Annotated in this window: 13 protein-coding genes; 10 read left to right on the top strand and 3 right to left on the bottom strand. The window is 55.4% G+C overall.

Annotation, left to right across the window (positions count from 1 at the left end; translation table 11 throughout):
• The first annotated feature begins 7 nt into the window (after positions 1-7).
• From tolA to ybgF, 4 genes are read left to right on the top strand one after another with little or no spacing between them, the layout of a single operon-like run.
• Positions 8-1258, top strand: coding sequence for a cell envelope integrity protein TolA (tolA, locus tag OQ287_RS03925; protein ID WP_265895657.1), 1251 nt, complete (start codon positions 8-10; stop codon positions 1256-1258).
• An 8-nt stretch (positions 1259-1266) separates the two neighbouring features.
• A complete protein-coding gene (gene tolB / locus OQ287_RS03930; RefSeq protein ID WP_407658239.1) occupies positions 1267-2556 on the top strand; it encodes a Tol-Pal system beta propeller repeat protein TolB in 1290 nt (429 codons plus the stop codon).
• Positions 2557-2606: 50 nt separating this feature from the next.
• On the top strand, positions 2607-3113 hold the full coding sequence (gene pal, locus OQ287_RS03935; RefSeq protein ID WP_250936779.1) for a peptidoglycan-associated lipoprotein Pal: 507 nt from the start codon (positions 2607-2609) through the stop codon (positions 3111-3113).
• 15 nt (positions 3114-3128) lie between these two features.
• Positions 3129-3878, top strand: coding sequence for a tol-pal system protein YbgF (gene ybgF, locus OQ287_RS03940; protein ID WP_265895658.1), 750 nt, complete (start codon positions 3129-3131; stop codon positions 3876-3878).
• Positions 3879-3928: 50 nt separating this feature from the next.
• Here the strand turns inward: ybgF and OQ287_RS03945 are convergent, their stop codons facing one another.
• The 3 genes from OQ287_RS03945 to OQ287_RS03955 are packed head-to-tail and all read right to left on the bottom strand — an operon-like array spanning position 3929 to position 6635.
• Positions 3929-4585, bottom strand: coding sequence for an HAD-IA family hydrolase (locus OQ287_RS03945; RefSeq protein WP_250936781.1), 657 nt, complete (start codon positions 4583-4585; stop codon positions 3929-3931).
• A complete protein-coding gene (gene ubiG, locus OQ287_RS03950; RefSeq protein ID WP_265895659.1) occupies positions 4582-5298 on the bottom strand; it encodes a bifunctional 2-polyprenyl-6-hydroxyphenol methylase/3-demethylubiquinol 3-O-methyltransferase UbiG in 717 nt (238 codons plus the stop codon). The genes OQ287_RS03945 and ubiG overlap by 4 nt, the downstream gene beginning before the upstream one ends.
• Positions 5295-6635, bottom strand: coding sequence for a TRZ/ATZ family hydrolase (locus OQ287_RS03955; protein WP_265895660.1), 1341 nt, complete (start codon positions 6633-6635; stop codon positions 5295-5297). Before OQ287_RS03955 ends, ubiG begins: the two co-directional genes overlap by 4 nt.
• 36 nt (positions 6636-6671) lie before the next feature.
• On the opposite strand from OQ287_RS03955, the gene mtnA reads away from it, so the two are divergent.
• The 6 genes from mtnA to tamB all read left to right on the top strand — a co-directional run bounded on the left by mtnA (position 6672) and on the right by tamB (position 16790).
• Complete coding sequence (gene mtnA, locus OQ287_RS03960; RefSeq protein WP_322974093.1) at positions 6672-7793, top strand: S-methyl-5-thioribose-1-phosphate isomerase; 1122 nt, start codon at positions 6672-6674, stop codon at positions 7791-7793.
• Between the two features lie 74 nt (positions 7794-7867).
• The gene (galU, locus tag OQ287_RS03965) at positions 7868-8758 is read left to right on the top strand and encodes a UTP--glucose-1-phosphate uridylyltransferase GalU (RefSeq protein ID WP_250936793.1); all 891 of its coding nucleotides are present in this window, start codon (positions 7868-7870) and stop codon (positions 8756-8758) included.
• A gap of 2 nt (positions 8759-8760) precedes the next feature.
• Positions 8761-10053, top strand: coding sequence for a nucleotide sugar dehydrogenase (locus OQ287_RS03970; protein WP_250936810.1), 1293 nt, complete (start codon positions 8761-8763; stop codon positions 10051-10053).
• Between the two features lie 149 nt (positions 10054-10202).
• Positions 10203-10979 carry a hypothetical protein gene (locus tag OQ287_RS03975; protein ID WP_265895663.1) on the top strand — a complete coding sequence of 259 codons (777 nt, stop codon included), beginning with the start codon at positions 10203-10205 and terminating at the stop codon, positions 10977-10979.
• A 112-nt stretch (positions 10980-11091) separates the two neighbouring features.
• Positions 11092-12912, top strand: a complete 1821-nt coding sequence (tamA, locus tag OQ287_RS03980; RefSeq protein ID WP_250936812.1) for an autotransporter assembly complex protein TamA — start codon at positions 11092-11094, stop codon at positions 12910-12912.
• Positions 12912-16790, top strand: coding sequence for an autotransporter assembly complex protein TamB (tamB, locus tag OQ287_RS03985; RefSeq protein WP_250936813.1), 3879 nt, complete (start codon positions 12912-12914; stop codon positions 16788-16790). The genes tamA and tamB overlap by 1 nt, the downstream gene beginning before the upstream one ends.
• Position 16791 lies beyond the last annotated feature (1 nt).

Here is a 16791-nt window from a genome sequence, read left to right on the forward strand (position 1 = left end):
AACTACCATGGCGAATCAGCCGCGCCAGCCAGGCTATGTGCTCCCAACCATTCTAGCCCTGTGTATACATGGCGGAATACTGGGGCTATCGATCTGGACATGGCCACAGAAAACTCCAGAAGAAACGTCCAATGCCATCGTCAATGCGACGCTGGTGCAAATGGAGACGGTGACCGATCAGGCTCAACGCCCAGAGGAAGCCAAAGGCACTGCCACCCCAGATGCGCCGGCAGAGCGTTCGGAAACCCCTGAGCCGGACACGGATACCGCTGCGCCTGACACGACACCGGATACGGATGCTGCAGCGGTTGATTTGAAGCAACGTGAAGACGCGGAGGCTAAACAGAAGGCCGCCGCTGAAGCCGAAGCCAGGCAGAAGGCCGCCGCTGAAGCCGAAGCCAGGCAGAAGGCCACCGCTGAAGCCAAAGCCAAACAGAAGGCCGCCGCTGAAGCCGAAGCCAGGCAGAAGGCCACCGCTGAAGCCAAAGCCAAACAGAAGGCCGCCGCTGAAGCCGAAGCCAAGCAGAAGGCCGCCGCTGAAGCCGAAGCCAAGCAGAAGGCCGCCGCCGAAGCCGAAGCGAAGAAAAAAGCCGAAGCCGAAGCGAAGAAGAAAGCCGAAGCCGAAGCGAAGAAGAAAGCTGAAGCCGAAGCGAAGAAGAAAGCCGAAGCCGAAGCGAAGAAGAAAGCTGAAGCCGAAGCGAAGAAGAAAGCCGAAGCCGAAGCGAAGAAGAAAGCCGAAGCCGAAGCGAAGAAAAAAGCCGAAGCCGAAGCGAAGAAGAAAGCCGAAGCCGAAGCGAAGAAGAAAGCTGAAGCCGAAGCGAAGAAGAAAGCCGAAGCCGAAGCGAAGAAGAAAGCCGACCGTGAAAAACGGCTTGCCGCTGCAGCCGCTGCCGCAAGTCAGGACGCATTCGGCAGCGCAGTAAGTGATGAGCAGCAGTCCATTGCCAATGCAAAACAGGGGCGAGAAGCTGCCAATGGTTTCAAGAACCTGGTGCGCCGGTACGTTGAGCAGGCATGGCGTCAGCCTGATAATGTGGCAAAGGGCACACAGGCTACACTAACGCTCAAACTGTTGCCGACAGGCGAATTGATCGATGTGCGTGTAATACGTAGCAGTGGTGACCAGGCCTTTGATCAGTCGGCAATACGTGCTGTACAGCAGGCTGCTCCGTTCAAGGAGCTGCAGCAATTGCCGTCATCGCAGCAGCGGCAGTTCAGGGAATTCAATTTGCTGTTTAATCCGGAGGATGTGCGCTGATGAAACGGATGTTTAACGCGCTGGCAGTAATGACCTGCCTCTTGCTGATGAGTCGTGCAGCACTTGCTGCCAACGACCTCACGATTGAAATTACCAAGGGCAATGCCCAGGCCATCCCGATCGCCGTGGTACCGTTCAAGACGGATGGGGCGTCACCGAGTGTTGATATGGCTCAGGTAGTCGCTGATGATCTTGAACACAGTGGTCGTTTTGATCCACTGGCCCGTCAGGACCTGATCGCGTTGCCCGGCAGCGGTGATGCCATCAATTACAGTGACTGGAAAATGGTCAACGCCAACTATGTGGTAGTCGGACGCATCGAACCACAAAATGGCGGGTACAAGGTCAGTTACGAGCTGCATGACGTCCTTGGCCAGACGCGCCTGCTGGGTCAGTTTGTCAGTGCCTCCCAGAATCAGCTCCGTGCCAGTGCACACTACATTTCCGATCAGATCTACAAGAAGATCACCGATGTTCGTGGTGCCTTTTCGACGCGTATTGCCTATGTCAGTGCTACCGGTGCCGACAAGAACATGCACTTCACACTGAATGTCGCGGATTATGACGGTTACAACTCACGGCAGATACTGAGTTCCAGCGAGCCGATCCTGTCGCCGGCCTGGTCACCTGATGGTCAGAAGATTGCTTATGTGTCCTTTGAAGGTGGACGACCTGCCATTTATGTACAGCAGCTCGCCAGCGGCAAGCGCGTCAAGCTGACCTCCTTCAAGGGCATCAACGGTGCACCGGCCTGGTCGCCGGACGGCAAGCGCCTCGCCATGTCCCTGTCCAAGGATGGTCATCCTGAAATCTATATCATGGATCTGGCCACCCGAGGTCTGACGCGTATCACCAATAGCAGCGCCATCAACACTGAACCAAGCTGGTCGCCTGATGGCCGGAAGTTACTCTTTACTTCAGATCGTAGCGGCGCACCCCAGCTCTATGAGTATACCTTTGGCGGGGGCAGCGCCACGCGGCTGACCTTTACCGGCAACTATAATGCCGGTGGTCACTACAGTCCTGATGGCAAGCGCGTGTTCATGGTGACCAGGGATAACGGCGGTTACAGGATTGCGCGTCAGGATCTTGATACAGGACGAGTTACAATCTTGACAAAAACTCACTGGGATGAGGCGCCGACCATTGCACCGAATGGAACAATGGTGGAATATGCCACTCAGCGGGGAACACAAGGTGTTCTTGGTCTGGTCTCTGATGATGGCAAGGCCGAGTTTGTTATCCCGTCAACAAAAGGGAATGTTCGTGAGCCGGCATGGTCGCCTTACACGAACTGATTTACTACGTTAGATTTTGTGGTTTTTTTCCAAGAGCAAGGAGAGTTCACATGCAGTTTACCACTTCAGCCAAGACTCTGGCCGCAGCACTTTCATTTGCAATGATTGCAGGTTGCTCCAGCGGTGGTGGCACTCAGGACGGCGCAGGAAGCGGTATGTCCAGTGGTTCCTCTACCATCTCCGGCGACAGCAGCCAGAGCATGGACGGACAGAACATGAACGTTCAGATGCCCAGCGTCATGACCGTTTACTTCAATTTCGACCAGGACACCATTCAGTCCCAGTACGAGCAGGTCCTGAATGGCCACGCGGCATACCTGAAGGCCAATCAGAACGCCAGCGTTGTCCTGCAGGGCTATGCTGACGAGCGCGGTACCCGCGAATACAACCTGGCCCTCGGCGAGCGTCGTGCCAATGCTGTCAAGCAGTACCTGGTCATGCAGGGCGTACCTGCGTCCCAGATGGAAGTTGTCAGCTATGGCGAAGAGCGTCCGGCAGTTCAAGGGCATTCCGAAAGCGCCTACGAGAAAAACCGTCGCGTTGTCTTCGATTACTAAGACGCGGAGTATTGCATGAAATACAGTCTGAAAAGACTGTGCGGCGCGGGAGCCCTTGTGCTCCCGCTGTCCGTTTGGGGGCTCCCCCTGGCGCAGGCCGCACAATCAAATTCACTTTATGATCAGACCGCGACTGCTTCAGGCGGGCTTGAAACCTTCAATCAGCTGCAGACGCAGCGCGATGCCATCAATGAGCTTCGTGGCCAGATAGAAGAGCTGAGACACCAGCTCGATGAGCAAAAGCAATTATCCCAGCAGCGTTACATGGATCTGGAACAGCGTCTGGATACCAGCTCAAACAGTGCTGACAGCAATGCAGGCACGCCTGAAGATCCTGTCAATGCTGCAGCCGGCCAGTCATCCGCCAGTACAGGTGCCAGTGGCCAGCAGGACGCGCAACAGGCTTACCAGGACGCCTTTGCGAAGGTCAAGTCTCGGGAGTTTGATGGCGCCATTCAGGCATTTGAAGGTTTTATTTCTACCTACCCGGACTCCAGTCTGAATGCCAATGCCTATTACTGGCTTGGCGAGCTTTATTCAGCCAAATCACGCTTGAGCGACTCCGAGAAAGCCTTTCAAACCGTTGTCGACAAGTACAGTAACAGCAGCAAGACACCTGATGCCCTGTACAAGCTTGGTCTTGTTCAGGCAAGGCTTGGCGAGGGGGCCAGTGCCATGGCTACGCTTAAAAAGGTGGTCAATGACTATCCGAACAGCGATGCTGCAGGCAAGGCGCAGGACTTCCTGAACCAGTCATCCCAGTAAGTGTGGCGTGATACTCAAAAACCTCCACTGATGGAGGTTTTTTTTGAAGCCTATTTATTGATGAATAAATCGACAACATCCGAAGGATGATCCAGAACCAGATCAGCGCCCCATTGAGTGGCATCATCACCTTCGCGAATATAGCCGTACCCTACCGCAATGGATCGCATGCCGGCTCGACGTGCAGCTTCCATATCACGTGCGTGATCCCCAAGATACCAGCACTCGTCGGGGGCAACGCCCAGTCGGCGGGCTGCTTCCAGCAGGGGAGCAGGATCCGGTTTCCTGACAGGCAGATCATCTGCACACAGCAGGACATCAGGCGTCAGTCCGAGCCCCTTGATCAATGGCTCTGTATAGCGGCGAGGCTTGTTTGTAATAATGCCCCAGGGCAGATCATGCACCTTGAAGTAGTTGATCAGCGTCTCGAAACCGTCAAAAAGCCGGCTTCTCTCGGCTACGTTGCATTCGTAGCTATCAAGTAGAAACTGCCGGGCAACATCATGCTCCGGATGGTGCTGATCATGCCCCAGCGCCAGCGTGACCAGGGCACTGCCACCATGGGACACTTCACGTCGAATGATATCTTCCTCAAGGGGAGGGAGTTCATGATGAGCGCGCAGCAGGTTGGTCGCGGTGGCCAGATCCGGAGCGGTATCCACCAGAGTGCCATCAAGATCAAACAGAACAGCAGCGGGGCGCTTCATGAACTCGGCCTTTGAAAGTAGCCGAAATAATTGACGTTTAGATCGTTTGGTACAAGGCGGTAGCTGCGCGTCAGCGGGTTGTAGGTCATGCCGGTGAGATGGCGTGCTTCAAGCCCGGCCTGACGAGCCCAGTGCGCCATTTCTGAAGGGCGAATGAACTTCCTGTACTCGTGTGTTCCTTTGGGCAGAAGGTGCATCACATACTCTGCTCCCAGAATTGCAAGCGCATATGCCTTGGGGTGGCGATTGATGGTCGAGAAGAAAATCTGACCACCTGGCTTGACTAGTTGCGCGCAGGCCTTGATGACACTGGCAGGCTCCGGCACGTGTTCGAGCATTTCCATGCAGACGACGATATCGAACTCGGCTGGATGTGCCTCGGCCATACGCTCTGCACTGATGCATTGATAGTCAACGTTGGCACCACTTTCTTCCAGATGCAGCCGTGCAACCGCCAACGGCGCTTCTCCCATGTCGATTCCGGTGACCTGAGCGCCCCGATTGGCCATGGCCTCACTCAAAATGCCGCCACCGCACCCCACATCCAGCACCTTTTTGCCGATGAGGCCGGCGTGCTGGTCGATATAATCCAGCCGCAGCGGGTTAATGTCATGCAGTGGCTTGAAATCGCCTTCACGGTCCCACCATTTGTCTGCCAGGGATTCGAATTTGTCGATTTCCGCGTGATCCACATTTTCACGATAGACCGTCATTGTGTGTACTCCGTTGTCATTTCGCTCAGTCGCTGTGCGACCGTGTCCAAAAGGGCCTTTTCATCGATGCCGGTCAGTTGACCATGTTCCAGAAGCAGCTTGCCGGCCACCATTACGTGGCTTACCTGGCGGCTGTTGACGGCATAGACCAGCGCCGATTCGGGATGATGTACCGGCACGGTATTCAGTGCCTGCAGGTCGACTGCCGTAATATCGGCTGCGTAGCCTGTCTTGATCTGACCTGTAATATCTCCAAGGCCCAGAGCCCTTGCGCCTTCACGCGTGGCCATGGCCAGTGCATCCATGGCCGGCAGTGCCTGCGCGTTGCCGCTGTGCCCCTTGGCCAGCAGGGCCGCTGTTTTCATTTCATCAAACATGTCCAGATCATTGTTGCTGCAGGCACCATCAGTGCCCAGGGCCACGGGAATGCCCTGATCCAGCAGTACCTTGACCGGACACATACCGCTGGCGAGTTTCAGGTTTGACTGGGGGCAATGTATGACAGAGGTGCCGGTTGACTTTACCAGCGCCATGTCTGACTCGGTCAGCTGTGTCATGTGCACTGCCTGGAAACCGGGGCCCAGCAGTCCTGCGCGGTGAAGGCGCTCGATGGGTCGAATTCCCGCTGCAGTTACGCCCTGGTTCACCTCATCGGCGGTTTCGTGTACGTGCATCTGTATTGGCAGGCCAAGCGCCTGCTGTGCCCTGGCCAGTAATGTGAGGCTTTCATCACTGACGGTGTACGGTGCATGGGGGCCAAAGGCCAGCGAAAGCGCAGGGAAGGGCCTGATCTGATCTGTCAGGGCTCGTGTCTTTTCAAGGCCATGCGTGAAATTACGAGACCAGGGGATGTCGAAATCGATCAGGGGAGTGCAGAGTTGCGCGCGCATTCCGAACTCCGCGATGGAGTCGACCACATCTTCCGGAGCAAGATACATGTCAGAAAAGGTAGTTGTGCCCGAACGAATCATTTCGGCCATGGCCAGACGCGTGCCGTCGGCAACAAAATCACCGCGCATGAAGCGCGCTTCGGCAGGCCAGATGTGGTCATTGAGCCAGCTCATCAAGGGCAGATCATCAGCATAGCCACGCAGCAGTGACATTCCTGCATGATTATGGGCGTTGACCAGTCCAGGGATAACCGCATGTTGATGAAGGGCATGTACTCGATCAGGCATCACGCGCTGGCGAGCCTCTTCCAGTGGCCAGTACCCCACGATGAGTCCCTTGTCGATGGCAACCCCCTGCCATTCCAGAGAGGGCTGGTCGTCAGTCATCGGTAACAGCCAGCGACATTCCAGTAATAGATCTACCTGTTGAGCAGCCTCGGGTAGCATATAAGAACTCCTTCTATAAAATGGCCCTATTCTAGCGTGGAGTTGGTGTTCGGTCAGGCGCTCCCTGCAATTAATCCATTGTTTCAACCCGTTGAGGTCATGATGTCAAAAACATCCTGGAGTGCCATCTGCTGGCGTAATGTATCCTTGTCCTTGCTTGATCAGAGAAGATTGCCTGCCGAGGAAGTATGGCTTGAGCTGACCAGTGCACAGGATGTAGCGGATGCGATCCGGGATATGGTGGTCAGGGGAGCCCCGGCGATAGGGATTACTGCAGCCTATGGCGTGGTGCTGGGTGCGATCAATCAGAAGGGGCAGCAGAAGTGGTATGGCATGGTGGTGCGCGACATCGAGCAATTGGCTGCCTCTCGGCCCACGGCCGTCAATCTTTTCTGGGCACTGGAGCGAATGAAGACGGTACTGGATAACGCGCGTGATGAAGCAAGCCCACCCGTCGCTGCACTGATTGAGGAGGCCCGCCTTATCCATGAAGAAGATTGCGCCAATAACCAGCGCATGTCGGCCCTTGCGCTGAGCACCATGCAGCACATGTCAGGAGAAGATCCTTTTTCGGTCATGACTCACTGTAATACCGGCGCTCTGGCAACCGGAGGGCATGGTACGGCGCTGGGTATTATCAAGGCCGGCGCATCATGCGGAATGATTGAACATGTCCATGTCAATGAAACAAGGCCATGGATGCAGGGTGCCAGATTAACGTCATGGGAACTTTCAAGAGAAAATATACCGTTATCTTTAAATGTAGAAAGCGCAGCGGCACTGATAATGAGCAAAGGAAATGTCAAATGGTTGATAGTGGGCGCAGACAGAATAGCTGCCAATGGTGATGTCGCCAACAAGATTGGTACTTACACGCTTGCCATCGCCGCCAGGTACCACGGTGTGAAGGTTATGGTTGCTGCTCCCTTGAGTTCCTTTGATCTGACGATACAATCAGGCGGTGATATACCGGTAGAAGAGAGAGCCGGTGAAGAGATCATGTATCAGGGAAATACACGCATCGCACCTGAAAATATCAATGCATTCAATCCTGTATTTGATATAACACCTGCAGCATTGATCGATGTCATTGTGACGGAAAAGGGCGTCATAGCCCAACCAACACAGGACAACATCAAAAATCATGTTAGAGTTTAACAACAGCCATGCCTGCTGATCAGGCTCGCTGAAACCTTGAATTTGCTGAATAGATCCATAAAAGGACCAACGGAATGATCCGCAAAGCAGTCTTGCCTGTTGCCGGTTTTGGCACGCGTTGTTTGCCCGCTTCAAAAGCGATCCCGAAAGAAATGATCACTATCGTGGACAAGCCGGTCATCCAGTACGTGGTTCAGGAAGCTGTCGAAGCCGGTATCAAGGAAATCGTGCTCGTAACGCATGCCAGCAAGGCAGCCATCGAAAACCATTTTGATACCCATTTCGAGCTTGAAACACAGCTGGAAGCCAAGGGCAAAACCGAACTGCTCAATGAACTGAAGAGCATCGTTCCCAGTGACGTGTCCATCATCAGTGTTCGCCAGCATCAGGCACTTGGCCTTGGCCATGCAGTGTTGTGCGCTCGTTCGGTCATCGGCGATGACGAACCGTTTGCCGTATTGTTGCCTGATGTACTGGTTGACTGTGAAGGCTTCGACCATAACGACCTCAAGGGCATGATTGATGCCTATGAAAAGACTGACCATGCACAGATCATGGTTGAAAATGTGCCGCAGGATGTAGCTTATAAATACGGCATTGTAGCCCTGGAGGGTGATGCACCTTCTGCGGGGGAAAGCGCCCCCATTACCGGCATGGTCGAGAAGCCGGCACCGGGTGAAGAGCCTTCGACACTCGCAGTGATTGGTCGTTACCTCCTGCCCGGGCGTATTTTCCCGCTGCTGGCTGAAACTACACCTGGTGCCGGCAATGAAATCCAGCTGACGGATGCCATTGATGCGTTGCGCAAGGAAAGCAGCGTGGCCGCTTACCGCATGAAGGGTGATACCTACGACTGCGGACATCAACTGGGCTACCTTGAAGCCACGCTTTCCTTTGCCAAGCGCCATCCCAAGTTTGGCGAAGGCTTCCGCGAGCTGCTCAAGCGCTATAGCCAAGAGGGATAATCATGCAGGTTATTGTACACGGAAGTACTCTCGGCGCCGCCACGGCGGCTACGGCGCTCTCGATGGTTGGCCACCGTGTACATTGGTGGCCTCACTCTGATACCCCCTTTGAAAAGCTTGATGAAGTAGAGTGGCTGAACAACGAGCCGGGGCTTCGCTCCCAGCTCGATGCTGCTCGTGCTCAGGGTAGCCTGACCATTTGTCATGATCAGCGAGGTTTGCCACGGGCAAACATCTACTGGCTGGCGCTGGAGCCCAGTCAGCAGGATTATGCAGAAGAGTGGGTAAACCAGGTGCTGGGTAATGAAAAGGGGGAATTTGTTGTCGTCAATAACAGCACGTTCCCGATTGGATTTACCGAAACCCTTGGGCAGCTTCTGAAGCGCAAGGGACAGGCGTGTGTTGCCTTTCCCGACATGCTGGAGGAAGGCCGGGCGCTTACCATGTTCACGCGACCGAACAGAATTCTTCTGGGTAGTCATGATGAACAGGCAACGCGCCAGATCAGGGAGTTGCTGCGTGCCTTCAATCGACGCGAAGATGCCTTCCAGCTCATGCCGTGCAAGGCCGCTGAATTTACCAAGCTTGCAGTGATTGGCATGCTGGCTACCCGGATCAGCTACATGAATGAGCTGGCCAGCCTGGCTGACCATCTTGATGTGGATGTAGAACTGGTTCGTCAGGGTATGGGGGCAGATCCTCGAATAGGCCATCAGTACCTGTATCCCGGTTGCGGATTTGGCGGGCCAACCTTTGCTCATCAGTTGACTCGTCTGGCCGGCATTCAGTCCGATACCGGTCGCGATACCCGACTGCTTCAAAACGTGCTGGACATAAACGAACAGAAAAAGGAAACCCTTTTTCGCAAGCTCTGGCAGCATTTTGAAGGCACGCTTGCCGGGCGAACTGTGGCGCTTTGGGGCGTGGCATTCAAACCCAATACCAGCAGCATCGATAATTCACCGGCCGTTTCCCTGCTGAAGGCCCTGTTTGCTCAGGGAGTACATGTTCAGGTACACGACCCCGTGGCCATGCCACGCATCAGGGAATATTTTGGCGAACATCCATTGTTGACGCTGGCTGATGGGAAGTATGAGGCCTGCCGGGATGCGGATGCATTACTGCTGGTTACCGAGTGGAAGGGGTACTGGAACCCTGAATGGCAACGGTTAAGCACACTGCTGAAAACACCACTGGTTCTGGATGGTCGTAACATCTATAACCCTCAGTATGTGGCAGATCAGGGGTTCATCTACCGTGGCATCGGGCGGCGTGCTGATCCCTCGGACAAGTGACCGAAAGACTGATCAGGCGGGCTCCATGAGCCCGCCTTTTTTATGCATAAAATTCCAGCCATGGTGCCATGTTCGCCAGCAACGGATACAAGTAAACTTATTGATTCAGCAAGGGTCATAACCCCAGCCATCATGGTGACGACTTTCTTATGCGAATAATCCCCGATCCGGAAGAAAAGACAGCCACTCATCGTACATCGACCAGGTCTTCACGCACGGCGGCCAGTGAGCGGCGGGCTGGAAAATCATCTCCGGCGCTGTGGCTCGCCCTGCTGGCTATTGGTCTTGCGGCGGGGGGCGGGTATTGGCAGCATTCCCAGCTTGAAAAGACCCAGACCAGACTTGAACAGCTAACAGCCCGTCTGGGTATTGTCGACGGTGTCGATAATGGTGCCGAAAGTATCGAGCGGCGGCTAGTCGAACTCTCTGAGGCACAACGTTCAACAGAAGCGGTAGTCAACCGGCTGGATAATGACCTGGATGCCTATACCTCACGTCAGTCACAACTTGCCACACAACAACAACTGACGGAGATAACGAATCAGCGTAAACAGCAGCATGAAGCGCTGGCACAGCGCGTTGCATCACTCGCGCATGACCAGCAAATGCTGCAGACAGGGCAGGTAGATCAGACCAAAAAGGTGGCCCAATTAGTGAATAGTCAGGATAACCGGCAAAAACAACAGGACATGCTCCTGACGCGGTTGAGTGCGCAACAACAGGAGCTTGAGAACATCAATAATAGACTTGATGCGCTCGATGGGGCCATGTCGAAGATGCCGGATATATCAAATCAATTAAGCAAACAGCAACAGACTGTTCGTGATGCGCTCTCGGAACAGGCAGACCGCCTGGAAACACTGGCACATCAACTGGCTGCCCAGGCCGGCGATATCATTGCACTGCAGGCCGCCAGCGAGGGCTGAGCAGGAAAAGGGGCTCCCGGTAACCGCGGCCAGCTGTATTGGAAAGACGGGCAACGGCAAGACCTCAATATCGAATCATCAAGACCATCCCAGTAGCAGGAAACGATAAAAAATGACCAGGATGTCATGGGGAAAAATGCAGCGGCCGATAATGGCCGTTTTATGCTGTCTGTCCACCAGCCAGGCACTGGCGATAGATACCACCGTCAAGGGAATTGGCGGTCAGCCGGCCACCAACATCAAGAATTTCCTGTCTACGGTGTCTATTGGCGAACAGGCCAGACTGGGTGCATGGCAGGGCGAAATAGAGCAAAAGGTCGAACAGGCGCTGCACGCCTATGGTTATTACTCGTCCGACCTTGATATCAATATTGAAAGCCGTAACCACGTCATTGTTACCGTCACCCCTGGCCCCCAGGTCAGGCTTGATCATCTGTGGCTGGAAGTGCGTGGTGCAGCGAAGGATGATGCGCCGTTTGAGAAGGCCATTGATGAAAGCACCCTGAAGGCCCGGAAGGGCAAGCCGCTTCATCATGCGGATTACGCAGCTCTCAAGACACGTCTTCAGAACCTGGCACTGCAGCGTGGCTATTTTGATGCGAACTTTACAGCGCATCGTCTGGAAATACGCCCCTGGGCCGATGAAGCCAACGTAACATTGATTCTGGACAGTGGCCCACGGTATCGGTACGGCGACATTACCATCAAGGGTAATCAGGTAGACGAAACACGATTGCGCAACATGTTGCCATTCAAGACCGGTGACTATTACCTGACGAGCGAGCTGGCCACCTATAACCAGCGTCTGTCTCAGGCCGGCTGGTTCAAGGGAATTGCTGTAACGCCCCGTCTATCTACAGCCAATGAAGACACCGTGATTGTTGATAAGGGCAGCAAGGGCACCTTGCCGCCGGCAGCAGACAATACGCCTCGGCAGGTGACGCCGCCGGAGAAAGCCGTGGTGCCCATCGATGTCAATCTCCTCCCTGCGGATCGCCATCAGTTTGAAATAGGCGGAGGGTACGCGACCGATGTCGGACCTCGCCTGCAGTTCAACTGGAAACAGCCCTGGGTCAACCGACGTGGAGACAGCTGGAACAACTCCCTGTATCTGTCAGCCCCCAAAACCGTGTTTGAAGGCGTCTATTCAATCCCGCTGGCCAACCCCATCAAGGACAGTTACGAAATCACCTATGGGCTCAAGAAGCTGGATAATGAAGATACCCGAAGCTTTGAAAGCTCTGCTGCCTTTGCACGCCTCTGGAAATTCGATAATGGCTGGGACCAGCGTCTTTATCTGCGTGCTACGCGCGAAGACTTCACTCAGGCCGATCAGGATGAAACCGTCTATCTTCTGGTGCCTGGTGTGAGCTGGAGCCGCACCGCGGTCGATAATCAGCGCTTTCCCATGCATGGCAACCGCCAGGATGCCCTGTTCGAGGCTTCCGATACGGCCTGGGGGTCGGATGCCCGCTTTGTACGCACACGCCTGAATTCGCAGTGGATAACAAGTCTTGGCAACAACAACCGGTTCGTGGGTCGGGCCACCGTCGGCGCCACTGCCACGGATACCTTCGACAAGATTCCTCCATCCCTGCGTTTTTTTGCCGGCGGTGATAACAGTCTGCGGGGGTACGATTTCGAGAGCATTTCGCCCGAGAATGACGATGGTGAATTGCTGGGTGGTCAGCATCTGTTGACCACGACGGCCGAATACCAGCGACGTGTCACCGGCGATTGGTGGGCCGCCACCTTCATTGATGCCGGTAATGCCTTCGACGCCTGGTGGCCCGAGGAAATCAAGAAAAGTGCCGGTATTGGCGTGCGCTGGATCTCGCCGGTGGGGCCTATCCGGTTCGATCTGGCCAAACCGATCGGCGATGACGACAACAACAGTCTGCACATCCATTTTGCGATAGGGCCTGAATTCTGATGAACGTGGTCAAGGGTATTATCTGGACACTGGTATGTGTCGTGGCGCTGGTACTGATGGTACTGGGGATAGCGCTCTCTCCCTGGGGCACACGTCAGGCGCTCGAATTCGCTCGATCCGAAGGATGGATTGACTATCAGTCAGTCAGTGGGGGGCCACTTGACGACTTCGAACTGAAGGGCGTCTCGCTGACAACCGCCGGCATGACTCTCGACGCCGATACCCTGGTGCTGAACTGGGCATCGGACTGTCTTCTGCGCGGCAGTCTTTGTATCGATTCATTGACCGGGCAGGGGATTCACATAGCACTTCACCCTGTAGACCAGGCGCAGCCCGCAGAGGAAAAGACCGGTTCGGGCCGTATAGCCACACCGATACCGGTCGATGTGCGCCATATCAAGGTTGACGATGTCCAGGTGGACCTGGCGACCGGTGCCAGTCTGCGCTGGAACGAATTCAATAGTGGCGTGGCCTTCTCCGGTCATACGCTGACCCTGTCCCCGACAACGCTGAACGGATTGCGCTGGACAGCGCCACCTGCGACCGAGCTCGCTACTCCGGCAGCCAGGCCGTCCGACACAAACAGTGAAACGCTGCCCCACCCCCTGCGAGCACTTGATCAGGATGAGGCCACTCAGCGCATCGAGCTGCCCACCATTACGCTGCCGATCAATCTCGACGCGCCCTCACTGACCCTGAATGACCTCGCCGTGGACACTGGCCAGCAGGTGCAGCACATCGACGTGATTCAGATTGCACTTCATGCAAGGGATCAGCAGATCAATCTTCAGCGCCTCCATGTAGAGATGCCTCAGGGGCAGATGACGGCGACAGCAGATGTCACCATGGCGGATAATTACCCAGTCGACATGGCCGTTCAGGGCGACTGGCATGCCGCACCGTTCACACAGCAGAAATTTGATCTCTCACTCACGGGCAGTGCAGCCGATCTGATGCTTGAACTATCTGCCAAGGGCAATGTACCCGCCACGCTTGATGCTCAGGCGGACCTGCTGGCCCCGAGACTGCCATTTTCACTGAAGGCCCACGCCGATACGCTGTCATGGCCGTTTGGGGAACAGACACCTGTCTATGTACTCAACCGGTTTGATAGCCACTTGCAGGGCGATCTGGACGCCTATCAATTGACACTGGATGGGCAGGCCAAGGGCCCCGAAGTAGACAGGCTGACACTGAATGCCAGGGGCAATGGAGATGCGCGTCATTTTGACTGGTCCAGACTCGCAGTCACCACGCCGGATGGCAGTATATCAAGCAAGGGCGGTGTGAACTGGGCATCCGGTATAGCGGCACAGGCGAATATTGACCTGAAGTCACTGGATATAGGTGCACTGGCCCCCTCGCTGTCCGGCCGCCTGCAGGGGCAGGGAAACATGTCATTCCACCAGCCGGTTCCAGGCCAATGGACGCTGGATATTCCGATGCTTGATATCGGCGGCACATTACAGAAACGCCCCTTCTCGATGAAGGCCCACCTGGACGGTGACAGCAATATGCAATGGAACGTGCATGAGCTGTCCATTGTGCAAGGCAACAATTCCCTGAAGGCCAGCGGTACGCTGTCAGATCGCTATGATCTGGATGCACGTCTTGACGCCCCCAGCCTCGATACCCTGATGCCTTCTCTTGCCGGCGCACTGGCAGGTAATGTCAGTCTGAAGGGCAGCGCCGAAACACCCGTGATTGATGCAACGCTCGATGGACAGGCGATTCAGTTCAACGCCCTGAGCCTTGGTGCCCTGTCACTCAAGGCACATACCAAAGGCAAGGATGATCCCGCACTGTCTGTAGACATGACGGCAAGCGATCTTGTCAATGGTGCTCAGCAGTGGCGACGCATCAATACCACGCTGAAGGGGCGCCTCAGCCAGCATCGACTGGCTCTGGAAGGAGACGCCAGAGACGGCAACAGCATCGCGTCGTTCAATGTCGGGCTGGACGGGCGATTCAACCAGCAGCAGCAACGTTATCTGGCAAGCGTGACGCAGCTTGCAACACGCCTGAGTGCGGATAATGACATCGCGCTGGTCGATGTGCTCAATGCCCGAATTGACCTGGCAGACAGCGCAGCCACCATTGATCCGTTTTGTCTGTCGCGCTCACAGGGCGGTCAACTGTGCTGGACCCGAAAGGCTCGCGTATCGGCACAGAAGGGTGATGCTCATCTGGCCCTGCGTGATATCCCCATGTCCCTGCTGAACAGCTTCCTCCCTGAAGGCTGGGACGCTCGCGGCACTACAGTCGGTGACATCAATCTGGCCTGGTCACGTGCCGGCACACAATGGAAAGGTACCGGTCATATTACCTCCAGCCTGGAAATGTCCGGCAAGGCGCCGGACAACACTCCATGGCAATTACCCAAAACCAGCGCCACGATCGATCTGAATGCCACACAGGCCAATGCCCGCGTTCAGGCTGTGCTGGATCTGACGCAGGCCGGGGGCCTTACACTCACCGCAAATGTCAAAAACCCGACAGGGGATCGAACATTGTCCGGTGAGCTGCTGGCCCGCCAGCTTGTGCTGGCCCCTTACAAGCCCTTGTTCCCGCAGATTGATACCCTTCAGGGCCAATTGAATGGCCGGGTTGGCTTGGCGGGTACGACATTGTCACCGCTGCTGAATGGACAGATGGTGCTCGATCAACTCAAGGTGCAGGGGGCAGCCCTGCCGGTTGAGCTGAATGATGCGCGGCTGGCTCTGAAGCTTGACGGTGATCGAGGCAATCTTGACGGCTATCTGACCTCCGGCGATGCGACCTGGAATCTGAAAGGCAACGCCGGCTGGCCTACCACGGGGGACTGGAAGGCGCATGTGGAGCTTGATGGCCGAAATGCTCCCTTGCTCGCCGCGTTGCCACAATATGGCCGACTAAGGGTGGCACCCAATCTGACGGTGGATGCTGACCCGGCCAACCTGGCCATTGCCGGGGTGATACGTATACCCTGGGCGCGTATCAAGGTCGATGAAGTGCCCCCCGCCGCAGTATCGCCGTCTTCGGACGAGGTCATCATTACTCGGGAAGAAGCAGCCCGGATAGATCAGAAGATCGAGCAGGGAAATGTACCCGACTGGGCTGATGCATCAACGCTTGCCCAGTCGGGTATGGATATCGACGTCAATGTCAGCGTTATCATCGGTGATGATGTTACGCTGGAAGCCTATGGGCTAAGCACCAATCTCAATGGGGGGCTGAAGGTCCGCCAGCAGCGCAATACGCTACAGCTGATGGGGGATATCGATCTCGAGAATGGGCAATTCAAGGCCTATGGCCAGAACCTGATCATTCGAACGGGCAAGATAACCTTCAATGGGCCGCCGGCAGAGCCTTATCTGAACTTCGAGGCCATTCGAAATCCGGATACCATTGAAGATGACGTGACCGCAGGCCTGCGGGTTACAGGCAGTGCCAGTCAGCCTAATGTCTCTGTATTTTCCGACCCGGACATGAATGAAACCACGGCACTGTCCTACCTCCTGCGCGGGCGAGCACCCGACGATTCAGGAGGCGGCAATGACGATGCGCTGACCTCGGCACTCATTGGCCTGTCGCTGTCACAAAGTGGCCGGGCAATAGGTTCCATCGGTGAGAGTTTCGGTGTTCAGGATCTGAGCCTGGATACCGCAGGGTCCGGAGATGACAGCCAGGTTGTGGTCAGTGGTTATTTGTTCAAGGACTTGAAAGTCAGCTATGGCGTCGGCATGTTCTCCTCCATAGCCGAACTGACATTACGTTATAAATTGCTTCAAAACCTGTATCTGGAAGCGGTATCCGGCTCCAATCAGGCATTGGACCTGTTGTATACATTCAGTCTGGGCAAGGCAAAACTGCCTACCCGGAAAAGTGAGGATAACTGAC

Source organism: Larsenimonas rhizosphaerae (assembly GCF_026240105.1).
GTDB lineage: Bacteria > Pseudomonadota > Gammaproteobacteria > Pseudomonadales > Halomonadaceae > Larsenimonas > Larsenimonas rhizosphaerae.

Coding starts and splice junctions, on each gene's coding strand:
- tolA (WP_265895657.1), top strand. CDS start 8: ATGGCGAATCAGCCGCGCCAGCCAGGCTATGTGCTCCCAACCATTCTA.
- tolB (WP_407658239.1), top strand. CDS start 1,267: ATGTTTAACGCGCTGGCAGTAATGACCTGCCTCTTGCTGATGAGTCGT.
- pal (WP_250936779.1), top strand. CDS start 2,607: ATGCAGTTTACCACTTCAGCCAAGACTCTGGCCGCAGCACTTTCATTT.
- ybgF (WP_265895658.1), top strand. CDS start 3,129: ATGAAATACAGTCTGAAAAGACTGTGCGGCGCGGGAGCCCTTGTGCTC.
- OQ287_RS03945 (WP_250936781.1), bottom strand. CDS start 4,585: ATGAAGCGCCCCGCTGCTGTTCTGTTTGATCTTGATGGCACTCTGGTG.
- ubiG (WP_265895659.1), bottom strand. CDS start 5,298: ATGACGGTCTATCGTGAAAATGTGGATCACGCGGAAATCGACAAATTC.
- OQ287_RS03955 (WP_265895660.1), bottom strand. CDS start 6,635: ATGCTACCCGAGGCTGCTCAACAGGTAGATCTATTACTGGAATGTCGC.
- galU (WP_250936793.1), top strand. CDS start 7,868: ATGATCCGCAAAGCAGTCTTGCCTGTTGCCGGTTTTGGCACGCGTTGT.
- OQ287_RS03970 (WP_250936810.1), top strand. CDS start 8,761: ATGCAGGTTATTGTACACGGAAGTACTCTCGGCGCCGCCACGGCGGCT.
- OQ287_RS03975 (WP_265895663.1), top strand. CDS start 10,203: ATGCGAATAATCCCCGATCCGGAAGAAAAGACAGCCACTCATCGTACA.
- tamA (WP_250936812.1), top strand. CDS start 11,092: ATGACCAGGATGTCATGGGGAAAAATGCAGCGGCCGATAATGGCCGTT.
- tamB (WP_250936813.1), top strand. CDS start 12,912: ATGAACGTGGTCAAGGGTATTATCTGGACACTGGTATGTGTCGTGGCG.